Below are 13,243 nucleotides of genomic sequence, written 5' to 3' on the forward strand. Positions count from 1 at the left end.
GCCCTCTTCCTCTGCTGGCCGCACCGTCGCCTATCGAGGCCCCGGCGACGTGGCAGTGCCCAAACGCACGGCCCAAGGTGAAGACCAAGCCGCACACCGGATGTTCAGTCAAGCGCAGCCCCGTTCCGGTAAGAGAGGCGGGTCAGCATGTCCTGACGAACAAGCCCGTTGCTTCGACGGCAAAACCATGACTCAATGGGCGTGGGGATGCGGCGGCGTCCGGAGCAACGGAGGCAATGCGAGGTTTCAGAGTTGCTGACCAGGTAATCGAGGAGGCGGCGCCTGGTCTACAAGCTGCGCTAGGGGATGATATCGCGGAAAGCTGCGACCGTTTTGCGTGTGCAAAGAGCCGTGCCCGGCGATGTATATTGCGTGATTCGCGAGCAAAATACGGCAGGTGCCCACGATACGTCCTGTTCCTCTTACGACCCGCCCGACGAACTGTCCGGCCTCGGCGTGCTGATGGGCAGCGCAAACCAGGTCGATTCCGAGAGCGGCATGGCCGCGCTGAAGCTGGATTTTCGCCTGTCGAAGGTAGGCGCGCTCGCTGCGTCGGCAGCTGGCATTCCAGATTCGAACAGCGTGGTCGGGGACACCAAGAGACTCTCCCTGCGAGGCCTGCTCCATTATCTCTGGCACGAGGCGGAGCTGACGGTCCGGACGTCGCGATGGGCTGGCAAGAGGCATTGGTGGGACATGCGTTGGCACCTCGTCGAGGCCGCGGGCCAGATGAGGGTCAAGGGCGGAGCGCGACATACTGTTCGTGCCCGAGCCGTTCCGGTCCGCCGACAAGATTGCGATCGAGAAATGGCGCGGGCAGGCGCTTGCACCTGCGCTGTCCCCGAAGAGCGGCCCCAGAAAGCTGATGATCCTGGTCGGCGAGGTGAAGGAGTTGAACCCGGCTCGCAGCGGCCACAAGCTGATCGTCAAGCACATGCCGGGCTTCGTGTTCCTGTTGGACGATCGCCTTCATCGTCGGCTTCAACCCGTTTTGAAACCGAGATGGCACTCTGGGGCGCGGATGAGGCATCGCATTTGATCGCGGTTGCCACCTTCGGGTTGACTTCGGCGGGGCTGGCGGTGATCGAGGAAATGGCCCGTCATGGTGGTGGCGCAGAATTGGGTGCCTTACGAGTCCGCCTATGAAAAGAAGCTGGTCGACGCCCTTGCCAGGACAAGAGAGCGAAGCGTGAAAGGACCGCGCTTCAACCTGCCTATGGACAAGCCAACCGCGACGGCGATATTGCAGATACAGCCGCGGCCGGTTGGCCTGTATGTCGTACCGCCCTCCTCCATGGTGCGTACCAGGAAACGCTGGGCGAACTGATCGCATCGCGACCGGAGTTTGATTCCTGGATCTGGCGGACGGCCGATCGTGAGATGCCGACTTTGCCTGGTCGGCAAGACGTGGGCCTATCATATGAAGCAGGCACCCTTCGCGGACGCTATTGCAGCATGATTCGCAGGCCGGCGAGTATTTTCAGGTGCTCGCTTGAGCGATCTTCCCAGCAAATGATGTGTGCGACCTGGATCACGAAGGGCCTCCCAGTGCAGCACGTGCGAGCGATCCTTGCAGCTCGCAAGTTGGGCGGGTCAAGCCATGTTCACAGCAGCCGCCTCATCGCCTCAGGCGCGCAAGAAAAAGGCCGGGCTTGCAAAAAGCTCGAGACTGTTCGGCTGGCCGTCGATTCCGGCCGACTGCTCGACCGTTAATTTCACATAATTTCACATTCCAAATAAGACACAAAAGTCGGCCCATAGCTTACGGCCGAAACGCGTCTAGGCATTGGGATGCGCCGCAATGCGGGCCAGGCTTCCGGGCCGATTCCAAATCTTCTGGCTCTTCGGCCGTCCGCTCATCCGTCTTGACCAGGACGAACCTACAGCCTATCTCACCGCCACGTTAGCACTCCCAACTGGCGAGTGCTAACCCAGGCTCCGGCAACGAAGAACCGTTCAACCTCTGCACCAGGGATATCCAAAATGGCAAAGTCGAATTTCCGGCCGCTTCATGACCGTGTGGTCGTTCGCCGGGTCGAATCCGAATCCAAGACCGCCGGCGGGATCATCATCCCCGATACGGCAAAGGAAAAGCCGCAGGAAGGCGAGATCATCGCCGTCGGCTCCGGCGCCCGCGACGAAGCTGGCAAGCTCGTGCCCCTGGACGTCAAGGCTGGCGACCGCATCCTGTTCGGCAAGTGGTCGGGCACCGAAGTCAAGCTCAATGGCGAAGACCTTCTGATCATGAAGGAATCCGACATCATGGGCATCATCGGCTGACACGCCGCCGCCTTTCATCCGCACCATCCAATCTGAATTCGGGCGAAATGCCCAGGAGTTAAACATGGCTGCCAAAGACGTAAAATTCTCCCGTGATGCCCGTGAGCGCATGCTTCACGGCATCAACATCCTCGCCGACGCGGTGAAGGTCACGCTGGGCCCCAAGGGCCGCAACGTCGTCATCGACAAGTCGTTCGGCGCCCCGCGCATCACCAAGGACGGCGTCACCGTCGCCAAGGAAATCGAACTTTCCGACAAGTTCGAGAACATGGGCGCGCAAATGATCCGCGAAGTCGCTTCGAAGACCAACGACATCGCCGGCGACGGCACCACGACCGCGACCGTCCTGGCGCAGTCGATCGTCCAGGAAGGCAACAAGGCGGTTGCCGCCGGCATGAACCCGATGGATCTGAAGCGCGGCATCGACCTCGCGGTTAGCGACGTCGTCGCGACGCTGATCAAGAACGCCACGAAGATCAAGACCTCGGAAGAGGTTGCCCAGGTCGGCACAATCGCCGGCAATGGCGACGAGTCGGTCGGCAAGATGATCGCGGAAGCGATGCAGAAGGTCGGCAATGAAGGCGTCATCACGGTTGAGGAAGCCAAGACCGCCGAGACCGAACTCGAAGTCGTCGAAGGCATGCAGTTCGACCGCGGCTATCTCTCGCCCTACTTCGTCACCAACGCCGACAAGATGGTTGCCGAGCTCGAGGACGTCTACATCCTGCTCCACGAGAAGAAGCTCTCCAATCTGCAGGCCATGCTGCCGGTCCTGGAAGCCGTCGTTCAGACCTCGAAGCCGCTGCTGATCATCTCCGAAGACGTCGAAGGCGAGGCGCTCGCCACGCTGGTCGTCAACAAGCTGCGTGGTGGCCTGAAGATCGCCGCCGTCAAGGCGCCGGGCTTCGGTGATCGCCGCAAGGCCATGCTGGAGGACATCGCCATCCTCACCGGTGGCCAGGTCATCTCGGAAGACCTCGGCATCAAGCTCGAGAATGTCGGCCTCAACATGCTCGGCCGCGCCAAGAAGGTGTCGATCTCCAAGGAGAACACCACCATCGTCGACGGCGCCGGCAAGAAGGAAGAGATCCAGGGCCGCGTTGCCCAGATCAAGCAGCAGATCGAGGAAACCACGTCGGACTACGACAAGGAGAAGCTGCAGGAACGTCTGGCAAAGCTCGCGGGCGGCGTTGCGGTGATCCGCGTCGGCGGTGCGACGGAAGTCGAAGTCAAGGAAAAGAAGGACCGCGTTGACGACGCTCTGAACGCGACCCGCGCGGCCGTGGAAGAAGGCATCGTTCCCGGCGGCGGCGTCGCCCTGCTGCGCGCTTCGCTGAACATCAAGGCCACCGGCGCAAACTCCGACCAGGCCGCCGGCATCGCCATCGTTCGTCGTGCGCTGCAGGCTCCGGCCCGCCAGATCGCGGCCAACGCCGGTGCGGAAGCCTCGATCGTTGCCGGCAAGATCCTTGAGAACAAGGGCGCGACCTACGGTTACAACGCCCAGACCGGCGAATATGGCGACATGATCGCCATGGGTATCGTCGATCCGGTCAAGGTCGTTCGCACGGCTCTGCAGGATGCGGCCTCGGTCGCCGGTCTGCTGGTCACCACCGAAGCCATGATCGCCGAGGCTCCGAAGAAGGAGTCGGCCGGCGGCGGCGGCATGCCTGGCGGCATGGGCGGCGGCATGGGTGGGGGCATGGGTGGCATGGGCGGTATGGACTTTTAATCCAGCCGATCTGGCTTCACATACGCGAAAGGGCGGCGATGCCGCCCTTTTCCTTGAAGTCGGATCCGGCCGGAAATGTTCAGGGCGTAGTAGAGATGGTCGTGAAAGAGGACAAGGAGAGCGCGGGCAAGGATGCGGCGGAGAGCCGCTGGCCGTGGCTTCGGAGACACCAACGTCCGGTCTTGGTTCGTCTCGAAGAAGGGATGACTGACCACTCCGTTTTTCGCCAGCACGAATGCGGCAGCTCCTTACAATCGCGGTAATTCGGATCGGCACGGGGCGGCGCTCCGCCCCTCAGGGGCTGTGTCCGTCGGTGCAAGGCCTATCGCTCAGCGGCGCTCAAGCCATCGGCTTTCGAAAAGCGCGGCGACGCTTCGTCTCAACGACTATGCCGGTCGGGCTGTCGGCCGTATTCTTCGCCCTGTACCCGGCGGTTCGCTTCGGTTTTGGTTTGGGTGGCGCTCGAGGCTCTACCCTTGGCTCAGGCGTTTGCTTGGCCTCTTGTTTGTGCTTGCGGGCCCTCAGCAAAGCCTTGGCGGTCGCCGCGTCGGCATCCGAGACCACGCCGGCCGGCTTGCCATCGAGATCGACCCGTGCGGCGCCGGCATCCAGTCTCGCCAAGTATTTGGCCATCCTGGTATACGCCAGCAGGGCTCTCCTTAATTCATCATCAGACAGTTCGCCGTCAAGCACGCGAATGTCATGATGGATGCCGATCTTGAGCGGCCTGGGCGCTTTCGGATTGAACGCCGCGGGCCACTTGGCCGATAGATAGCGGAAAAGCTGTGCAGGCGATTTGCCTCGGCTGGCGCTCAACATGGTAAGCTTCGCCCCGATTGTTTTCGTTTCCGATTCGGACCTTTCCTAGCACTGACATATGCAATGTTTATGGAAAAATGCGTTCGTCCCGCATGGCAAAGCAGTGGGTGCTCACGGTTGGGCAGACGAAGCAGCTGCTGCGCGAGCAGGACCGGCACCAATCACGCGGAGCCGTCCCGGTCGAGTTCATAGCCAAGACAGTAGGTGGAAAGCGCTCTTGCCCCATCTCACCGCCAGACCTTAACCTTGGCAGCGTATCTGAAACGCCAGTAGCGAAAAAGACGCGACGGCCACCGCCGAGCCCGCCGGCGAGTAGGGTGCCGAAAGCGTCGCGGCTCCCCTCACCCGTTCGGCCGTTCCGTTCTACATCTTGGGACCGGAATCATGCGAATGGCCGCCAAAACGGTTCGACCGCAGTCCGGCGTCGGGCGTGCAATTAGGTCGACACCCGTGGCGGAGATTGCCGCGACGTTCACCGGGGTTACTCGCCCAGAGGTCTCGGCAAAATTGTACGTCGCCAACCATCGCCACAGCTTGGACAAGCTCCCTTGATCGACACCGCGTGCTATTACCAGCACCACCGCGATTTCGCGGGAGCTGGTCGCGCTTGCGGCAGGCCGAAGCATTTGTCTCAACTATCTCATGGTCAGCCTTCTCTTTGCATCAAAATCTCGTCGTCCGCAGCGAGTGTTTGACGCCAAAGTTGCTGACCCAGGAGACAATCTTTAGTGCCGAAAACTGGCCGGTCTTTGGTTGGAACGGTGGCCGGCTTCATACCAGACTGATGGCTGGTGTTTTGCGTACCGGCTGCGACGAGGAGCTGGTCGGGGTTCCGCAGCCCGATTGGGGCGGTTCAGGATCCCGATTCCGTCGTCATTGGCGGTCAGCTGCTTGCTGCTTAACCCTTGCCTCCCGATCCCAGCGTGAACGGTTAGGCGCAATCGAGCTTGGGCATAAGCGAGGCTTGTCATGCCAATCCGCAGGGCTGTGGAAATGGCGACGGAGCCCCTTACCGCAAATTTTTACGCCTACCTATTTGTCTAACTCGCCAATGCCATGCGGATATGGTTGCGCGTGGCCTCGTAATCGGGCTCGCCGGCAAAATCGACGGCTTGATTGGCATGCTCCAATGCCAAATCAGGCTGCTTGGCGTTGAACAGCTCAATTGCAAGATTGTTGTGGGCCGGCGCATGACGGGGATCGATATCGAGGGCCTTCTGATAATGGGCGATGCTCTGCTCAGGCTTCTCCAACTCGGAATAGGCAAGACCCAAGTTGCTCTGCAGGTCCGCATGTGAGGGAACGAACTCAGCGGCAGCAAGGTAAGCTTCAATTGCAGCAGAAGGGTTTCCGGCTGAGAGAAGGATATTGCCTTTCTCCAGCAGAGCTCGCCATTCTTCCGGCTTGATCGACAGAGCGCGATCAAGATCGGAAAGCGCGCCTTGTGTATCACCGAGACGTTTACGGAGACCTGCCCGGTTCAAATGCGCCTCGTAGTAAGGCGGGCAGAGCTCGATCGCGCGCGCATATGCATTTGACGCGTGAACTTCACGGCCCGGGACTTTGCCGAGGAGATTGCCAAGATCGTTCTGGTATTCGCCGTAATAAGGATCAACGGCGATGACATCGCCAAGCTTCTTCTCCGCGAGAGAAAGTTCGTTTACAAGCTCGTATACCTGACTGATGTTATACATCAAAATTGACTGATGGAGTTTGAAGCGATTGTCGCCATATATCTCTGACATTGTCGCCTTGCCTTCCGTGCAAAGCTGGAGGGCTTCGTCAAATTGACCCTGCCTTGCCTTGATATAGGCATAGGCGTTTTCCGCGAAAACCTTTATGTAGTGGTATTTCTCGTGATATTTGAAATCCCGCTCAATTGTATCGATATTTCGCAGCGCGTATTGTTCCGCCAATGGAAGGTTCACTGGCTGTTGATATCTGGCATAGGTCATTGATTGGGCGTAAAGCACCGTAGGCGTGTAGCGGCTTGATGGGAATTTCGAGTAGAAAAGATCGAGATAGGGAACCGAGACGCAGCCGCAGCCCAAGCTGTAGAGAACAAACGCTGCATTGATGAAAACCGCGTTGACCGCATCGTTTCCTGTTCCGTAAACGCGCAGCTCGGGATCCGCAAACATTTCGCCGAAATAGCTGAACCAAGTGTCATAAAGCCCAATGCTCTTAAGAATTTCGCTTGGCTCCGCAATAAGCTCGAGCCGCTTGAATTTGTTCCGAACAGACAAGGCGTGGAATGTCACCAAGGGTGACTTTCCGGCAAGATGTTTTTCAATTGCGGCCCGATGCATTTCTGCATGCAGACTGTCAGCATACTCCCGATCAAATGTCTCATAGTTGCGTTGGGCGATTAGATCGGTCGGGTTGCAGTCTGCTTCCACATAGGATCGAAGCATCTCGCTGCGTTCCTCAGGGCTCAGGCTCGCCAGGTGCAAGTCGATAGCAGCATTGGAGGTCAAGTATCCAACAACTGGCATGCCGGCCTGATTGCAGGTGATCAGAGCGCGAAGGAGTAGCGGATTCCCGCGAGCCGCCTCAAAAATCAACCGCCGCTTCTGTGGTGCCATGTCAGGTTTAAAGAGACCGGCGAGTTCATCGATCGAATAACAGCCGAAGTTGACTTCACAGGCCCCTTCAATGAACACGGAATTGGAATGGTCCACGAGAACAAAGCGGAAATGGCGTTCGCTGTCGAGCCGCCGCAACACTTTCACCAGGTTGACGGCCGTAGGTGACATCTCTGAAGCTCGATCGATGACCAGCACACAGCGGAGACCGCTTCGGCTAGCATATTCGAGCAGATATTCGGCGAGCCCCACGAGCAGCTTGTTCTGATATTCGTGATGGTAGAACCGTGTTCGCTCTTCCTTGCTCGATGTGTTGGTGAGGTCTTTTGGAACGGTAAAGGCGGCGCTGGAGAGAAGCGGAAACAGGCGCTTAAGCGATTGCTGGTGCTTCTCGATCAGGTGCGGGCATTCTTTGGTCGTCCATTCCAAAGCCGCATCAACCAGGTTTTGGAATCCCGCGAGATAGCCGCCACGTTGCCAATCACCATCAGCAAACTCGACATTAGATCCACAGTCTGCAAGAGCTGTCGCGACCGTGGCTCGAGGAGCCATGCCTTTGTCAGCCTTGAGCACGGTTATTGTTGAGGCGCCAACCGCCTCCGAAATCAACGCCAAAGCGTGCGACTGTACAAAATCGGCCATATTGCTCGCCTTCTTGGTTGAGGGAGGGTGGCGCATTGCCACCCTCCCAAGTCATCAGACCGTGCCCGTGTACGGCGTGGTCGTACGGATGACCGTGGTGGTTTCTGCGATCTTCTTCTTCATGGTGCATTCCTTTCTCGTGGTTGGCGGATGCTACTCAGTGATGTTGCCGTACGCCGGCTTGCTGCGGTCAGCACCCTGCAAGGATGAACAGCAACTTTCGTGCCGCGCGTGTAGCGTCGTCGAAGAACCTCCGAAATTCCATGAGCGTTCTCAATTGCTTGGATAAAAGGTTTGTCGCGCCGCTCCACCCTCGGGGCGGCAGAATTGTCGTGTGTGGGACAAAAGTTGGCTACTTTCGGCGGTGCAATTCGCTGGGACAAACTGCCCGCCCATACGGCCGCCGGCGTGCGACGCGATTGAGGCCGCAGGCGTGAGCCTGCTCTATAGGCGGTACGCGGCCCGCTGGTTACATCTGCTGAAAACAAGACATACGGCCTGCCTGCCAGCATGAAACGGCATCCATATCAGGACAATCGACCGCCTCGCTAACAAGGATGAAGCCATGCAGCTCCATGATCGCTGAGAGGTCCCGGAGGGGACCGCGCCCAAGCGACCAGGCGGATCGCAGTGCATCTGCCGCCGCTTCAATTTGATCCGTTGATTGAGAAGACGGATCAAAATCAAGGGCTGGGAGATCGAGCGATGGCATATCAATGAAGCGCTCCAAATATGCGACGACATCGCTAGCCCACTCAAGCCGACGAGCGATGCGCTTGCGATGGTACAATTCGACTCGCTTTAAACTGCCAAAACGGCGCGATGCCCGCGCCGGATCGTTGTCTTGGGGTAGTGAAAAACGCCGGCGGCTGCTCAGTCACGGCTATGATGCGGCCGAATGTTTCCCCACTCGGGGCGGAGAGACCGCTTTCTATCCGGGATACAGCCTGCTTTGTCACGTTCAAGAGTTCGGCGAATGGCTCAATCTGTAGCCCGCGAGCTTCCCGCGCCTCGCGGATTCGCTCGGGGATAACCCGAGGCAGATTCCGCCTGTCTGAAGAAAATAGATCATCCATTGCTGCTGCGCTTTATGCGCCTTCCTTCTTGGCGCTCTCTTCGAGCGCTTGGGCAATATGGTCCTTCAGGCGAAGCTTTGCCCCAGCGTCGGGCACCGTCGATCCCACCGGAACCTCTACGCCACGTTTAGCCACTTCCTCAAGAACATGCGGGGCTGGACGCGCTCTTCAAATGGCCGCTCTACCAGGCCGCCACCGTTCTCGAGCAACGTCAGCGCCAGCGCGGCCGCAAGATCTACAGCCTGCACGCGCACGAGGTGGAATGCATCGGCAAGGGCAAGGCGCATGCGTCTTATGAGTTCGGGGTGAAGGTGTCGGTGGCCACCACGCTGAAGCGTTCCAGGGGCGGCCAGTTCGCCCTGCATGCAAAGGCGCTGCCCGGCAATCCCTATGACGGCCACACGCTTGCAAGCGTCATCCCCGACATGGAAAAGACCATCGGCAACGAGATCGGCCGCATCCTCGCCGACGCCGGCTATCGCGGCCACAACGCACCGCAGAGCCACAAGCTCAGGTTCTTCACCAGCGGCCAGAAACGCCGCGTCACCCCAGCCATCAAGCGCCAAATGCGGCGGCGCTCGGCGGTCGAGCCCGTCATCGGCCACATCAAGAACGAACACCGCATGGACCGCAACTACCTCGCCGGCCAGCAGGGCGACGCCCTCAACGCCATCCTGGCCGCCGCCGGCTACAACTTCTCCCTCCTGCTCAACTGGTTCAGGCTGCTTTTGTGGCTTCTCATCGCAGCCCGCCAAAGTCAGCCAAACGAGATCGAAGCCTGACCAATCTCATTGTTCACGGTCGACGATCTCAGGTCAACTGAATTACAGCTTACCCCACCGCTTTTCAGCAGCTTTCTTCGCAATCTCTGCCCGGCGCTCTGGCGTCATGTTCTCGGCGCGCTTCTTGCCGCCCTTTGAGCCAAGCGCCTTGGCGGCAGGGTCTTTGCCGTCGTCAACGTCCTCGGCTTCATCGCCAGTGGCAATGCGCATGACGCGGACGGCGTTGCCGATCACGTCGGTGGGGCGCTTCTGTCCTTTAGGTCCCGTGGGCATTAGCTGGCCTGCACCAAAGAGTTTTCCTTCAAAGCATCCAGGGCTATCTTGATGATGCGATCATCAAACAGCCGCAACTTCCGCTCAGCCGCATCCTCGCCACCGGGCCATTTGGGCAGGGCAGCCCTGATCTCATTCACTTGGGGGGCAACCTTTTCGTGGCGCATCAACCAATCGACGGTCGCAAGCAACTCCATCCCCAGGGGAGACTCGAAGCCGTCGATAAGCTTGCTGGTGGCCTCCAAAGCTGATCGATATGGCTTTGCTTCAGCGGTAGAAAAGTAGGCAGAGACGCGTTCCTTTCGCTCATCATCAAAATGAATTGGCTCAAAGGGGCCGGCATCACCAAGTCGCTTATCGCAATGTAAATAGCTTCCATCCAGAGCATTCAGCATATGCTTCATCTTGTCCGAATACGGTCCATATTTATTGGCTCCGAATTCGAATTTCATCTCATCCAAGCCCTCTCGGTTCGCGAATCTCTCCACGAAATAGCCAAGTTTCTGAACTTCCAGCAACGAGCACTGGATTCCAAGAATACAATATCTCCTAACAAGTTCAGCTATCAGCGCTCGCGCTGGAGTCAACTTATCTACGCCGGCACGCTTGGCCACGTTCTGGTATTGTCGGGTCGGCTCGTAAACAAGAACTTCGACATCATTTAGCGAATCAAGCTTAGACAGGATTATCTCGCGAACTTCAGGCCAATCTAAGCCGCCGTTGCCAGCACCCAAAGGTGGAATAGCTATGGATTTGATGTTGTTATGTTCCACGACAGCTTTAAGATCGTCCAAGCCCTTTGCTATCCATTCGATCTTAGATGGATATCGCCAGTGCGCCTTAGTGGGAAAGTTGATTATCCATTTCGGGCCATAGAGGTCGTTCCGCTCCGTAACGAACATCTCGCCAAGCCGCACGCGCTTATCCTCACAAGCGGCTTCGTAAAGCTTGAAGTTTTCGGGGAATGCCTCTTTGAACATCAAGGCGACGCCCTTCCCCATCACGCCGACGGTGTTGACGGTGTTCACCAGAGCTTCAGTGTCAGCTTCAAGTAGGTTGCCACGGACAAACTTGACCATCAGAGGAACCATCTCCTTTCTGCCAGGACCTTCACCTTAGCGCCTGCTTTCGCGGCGGCAGCCTCGATCTCGGCTTTTGCGTTTTCGTCATAGCAAACGATGCCAAGCAGGGCAGTGAGCGGAACGTGCTTATATACAAGCGCTTCAGCCTGATATTTCTCGAACTTGTCGATGTCATCTTTCTTGAAATCGCGCGCTTGCAGGGTCAGCCAGATAATCCAGTTCAGATCGGCCAAATCGTCCGAGAACTGCGCCAACTTCAGATAGGCGTGCCGGTCGGTAAACACAAACGGAACCTCTAACTTGGCCAGGTGATGCAGCGAAGATACGAGGATCACGATGTCTCGCATCGAGCGCTGCTTGATGCCGTTGTAACCCGTCTTGATGTTGTAGAGCATCGGGCTATAGGGTGTGAAATAGAACGGAACGTAGTCGCTCAAAGTGCCGCCCGGATCGATCGGAACCGCCTTGTCAGCGCGCTTCTGGATCAGCTCCGGATTCCCGATCTCGATATATTTCTTGCCTTCCATGGTTGCGCGGCAGTGGCAACCATCAGCCAGCACTGGTCCGATATTGTCCCTGTGGACAATCCGAAAAATGAGCGCTTTCTCTGGGTTGAGGTCTTTGGACATGATTCGCGCGTATGCTGCCACATGCTTAGCGGCAAGCACAGCCCGGAATGGTCGCCGTGGCTACACTGCTGACAAGATTTCAAACTGAGACACTTCTCTATTCGGCGTGTTGAGGTCAAGCGCTATCGGGCTTTTCAGTCTCCGGCATTTTGACGTCTTTCGCAGGGCCTTGCTTCTCTGCGGGATCGGCGTTTCGCCCTCCCAGTATGGGGTCAGAAGAACGAGGCGGCCCAATCTGCCAAGCGTCCTGATCGCACTGTCTCTCTCCTTCCCGGCCTCCTGGATCAGATGGCTGACGCCATGGTTTCCCGCGTCCAGCGGAACTCGGCGCCGTCCAGCCACATGCGATGCATGATGACCGCCAGGCGACGTGCCAGCGCGACAATTGCTTTGCGCATCCCGCGCCGCTTGGCGACGTTCATCGCCCAGGTCTTGAGCCACGACCATTTCGTCACGCGAGTCATCAGCGTTTGGGCAGCCTCATAGAGCAACGTCCGCATCATGCCGTCCCCGCACAGGGATATGCATCCAACGCGCTTGCTTTCCCCGGACTCGTTGAGCTTCGGCGTCAGTCCCAGGATGGGCCCCACCGCCTTGGAGTTGCTGAACCGCTGCGGAATGTCGATTGTCGCGGCATAGGCGAGCGCCACAACAGGGCCGACACCGGGAACCGTAATCAAGCGCTGGCAGGTCGCATCATTCCTGGCGATCATGAGCACTTTTTTGTGCAGGCGAGCAAATTCGGCACGCAGCTTCCGCCTGGCGGCCAGCAGCGGTTCCATGATTTCTTCGAGATCGGGCATGCCTTCGACGAGCTCGCGAGTGCGCTCCTCGAACTTCACCGTTCCCACAACACCGACCTTGAGGCCAAAGTCGCGCAGAAGGCCGCGGATGTCATTCTCGATGGCGATTGCCTTGCCTTGCAGTAGCTTGCGGGCTGTTAGGAGTGCCCGCCGCATCTGGCTCGTGAGCGTTTTCACATGCACCGGGCGGTACAGGTTGACCCGCATCATCTGCGCGATGCCGCGCGCATCATTGCGATCCGTCTTGTTCGGCTGCGCCTTCAAGAACGCTTTCACATGGCGCGTCTCGATGCAGATGACCGGCAACCCGGCCCTGGCCAGCCCCTCGAAAAGCCATTGCGACAACGGCCCAGCCTCGAGGCCGACCCGTTCAATATTCAAGGCAGCATGCTTCAGCACGGCGAGGAGATCGTCGGGATGGCTGACCACCTTCACCTCACGCCAGATCCTGCCGGTTTCATCAACGATGCAAACGGCAGTCTCACCGCGACATCGAGACCGATAAAGTACTTCATGCTGCGCTTCCTTCCTGATGCTTGT

General features: G+C 58.4%; 10 protein-coding genes and 3 pseudogenes. 5 read left to right on the forward strand and 8 right to left on the reverse strand.

The window, feature by feature from the left end; genetic code table 11:
• Positions 1–306 precede the first annotated feature (306 nt).
• The 4 genes and pseudogenes from EB815_RS34155 (at position 307) to groL (ending at position 4,012) form a co-directional block, all read left to right on the forward strand.
• A pseudogene (locus EB815_RS34155) lies at positions 307–1,146 on the forward strand (DUF1173 family protein).
• A complete protein-coding gene (locus EB815_RS34050; protein ID WP_065005175.1) occupies positions 1,103–1,327 on the forward strand; it encodes a DUF1173 family protein in 225 nt (74 codons plus the stop codon). Before EB815_RS34155 ends, EB815_RS34050 begins: the two are co-directional and overlap by 44 nt.
• Positions 1,328–1,983: 656 nt before the next feature.
• On the forward strand, positions 1,984–2,280 hold the full coding sequence (groES, locus tag EB815_RS31210; RefSeq protein WP_019863563.1) for a co-chaperone GroES: 297 nt from the start codon (positions 1,984–1,986) through the stop codon (positions 2,278–2,280).
• Between the two features lie 64 nt (positions 2,281–2,344).
• Complete coding sequence (gene groL, locus EB815_RS31215; protein ID WP_065005173.1) at positions 2,345–4,012, forward strand: chaperonin GroEL; 1,668 nt, start codon at positions 2,345–2,347, stop codon at positions 4,010–4,012.
• A 339-nt stretch (positions 4,013–4,351) separates the two neighbouring features.
• Here groL and EB815_RS31220 read toward each other — a convergent pair whose 3' ends face one another.
• The 4 genes from EB815_RS31220 to EB815_RS34300 all read right to left on the reverse strand — a co-directional run bounded on the left by EB815_RS31220 (position 4,352) and on the right by EB815_RS34300 (position 9,134).
• The gene (locus EB815_RS31220; RefSeq protein ID WP_064987315.1) at positions 4,352–4,831 is read right to left on the reverse strand and encodes a ProQ/FINO family protein; all 480 of its coding nucleotides are present in this window, start codon (positions 4,829–4,831) and stop codon (positions 4,352–4,354) included.
• Between the two features lie 1,040 nt (positions 4,832–5,871).
• On the reverse strand, positions 5,872–8,058 hold the full coding sequence (locus tag EB815_RS31225) for a tetratricopeptide repeat protein (protein ID WP_065005171.1): 2,187 nt from the start codon (positions 8,056–8,058) through the stop codon (positions 5,872–5,874).
• Between the two features lie 469 nt (positions 8,059–8,527).
• Positions 8,528–8,848 carry a hypothetical protein gene (locus EB815_RS31230; protein WP_064987312.1) on the reverse strand — a complete coding sequence of 107 codons (321 nt, stop codon included), beginning with the start codon at positions 8,846–8,848 and terminating at the stop codon, positions 8,528–8,530.
• Positions 8,814–9,134: a helix-turn-helix domain-containing protein gene (locus EB815_RS34300; protein ID WP_081288669.1), complete on the reverse strand. Its 321-nt coding sequence runs from the start codon at positions 9,132–9,134 to the stop codon at positions 8,814–8,816. Before EB815_RS34300 ends, EB815_RS31230 begins: the two co-directional genes overlap by 35 nt.
• 155 nt (positions 9,135–9,289) lie before the next feature.
• On the opposite strand from EB815_RS34300, the pseudogene EB815_RS31240 reads away from it, so the two are divergent.
• A pseudogene (locus EB815_RS31240) lies at positions 9,290–9,916 on the forward strand (transposase); the annotation flags it as partial.
• Positions 9,917–9,958: 42 nt separating this feature from the next.
• Here EB815_RS31240 and EB815_RS31245 read toward each other — a convergent pair.
• The 4 genes and pseudogenes from EB815_RS31245 to EB815_RS31260 all read right to left on the reverse strand — a co-directional run bounded on the left by EB815_RS31245 (position 9,959) and on the right by EB815_RS31260 (position 13,218).
• Positions 9,959–10,150, reverse strand: coding sequence for an RNA-binding protein (locus EB815_RS31245; RefSeq protein WP_244277773.1), 192 nt, complete (start codon positions 10,148–10,150; stop codon positions 9,959–9,961).
• Between the two features lie 38 nt (positions 10,151–10,188).
• Positions 10,189–11,268: a type II toxin-antitoxin system antitoxin DNA ADP-ribosyl glycohydrolase DarG gene (gene darG / locus EB815_RS31250; protein WP_064987310.1), complete on the reverse strand. Its 1,080-nt coding sequence runs from the start codon at positions 11,266–11,268 to the stop codon at positions 10,189–10,191.
• Complete coding sequence (darT, locus tag EB815_RS31255) at positions 11,268–11,900, reverse strand: type II toxin-antitoxin system toxin DNA ADP-ribosyl transferase DarT (protein ID WP_064987309.1); 633 nt, start codon at positions 11,898–11,900, stop codon at positions 11,268–11,270. Before darT ends, darG begins: the two co-directional genes overlap by 1 nt.
• A 284-nt stretch (positions 11,901–12,184) precedes the next feature.
• A pseudogene (locus tag EB815_RS31260) lies at positions 12,185–13,218 on the reverse strand (IS110 family transposase).
• Positions 13,219–13,243 lie beyond the last annotated feature (25 nt).

The sequence above is a fragment of the Mesorhizobium loti genome (genome assembly GCF_013170705.1).
GTDB classification, from domain to species: domain Bacteria; phylum Pseudomonadota; class Alphaproteobacteria; order Rhizobiales; family Rhizobiaceae; genus Mesorhizobium; species Mesorhizobium loti_D.

What these genes read in the sequence shown, in the direction of transcription:
- EB815_RS34300 (WP_081288669.1), bottom strand. Translation starts at nt 9,134, where the DNA reads ATGGATGATCTATTTTCTTCAGACAGGCGGAATCTGCCTCGGGTTATC.
- EB815_RS34050 (WP_065005175.1), top strand. Translation starts at nt 1,103, where the DNA reads ATGGTGGTGGCGCAGAATTGGGTGCCTTACGAGTCCGCCTATGAAAAG.
- EB815_RS31225 (WP_065005171.1), bottom strand. Translation starts at nt 8,058, where the DNA reads ATGGCCGATTTTGTACAGTCGCACGCTTTGGCGTTGATTTCGGAGGCG.
- darG (WP_064987310.1), bottom strand. Translation starts at nt 11,268, where the DNA reads ATGGTCAAGTTTGTCCGTGGCAACCTACTTGAAGCTGACACTGAAGCT.
- groES (WP_019863563.1), top strand. Translation starts at nt 1,984, where the DNA reads ATGGCAAAGTCGAATTTCCGGCCGCTTCATGACCGTGTGGTCGTTCGC.
- EB815_RS31220 (WP_064987315.1), bottom strand. Translation starts at nt 4,831, where the DNA reads ATGTTGAGCGCCAGCCGAGGCAAATCGCCTGCACAGCTTTTCCGCTAT.
- groL (WP_065005173.1), top strand. Translation starts at nt 2,345, where the DNA reads ATGGCTGCCAAAGACGTAAAATTCTCCCGTGATGCCCGTGAGCGCATG.
- darT (WP_064987309.1), bottom strand. Translation starts at nt 11,900, where the DNA reads ATGTCCAAAGACCTCAACCCAGAGAAAGCGCTCATTTTTCGGATTGTC.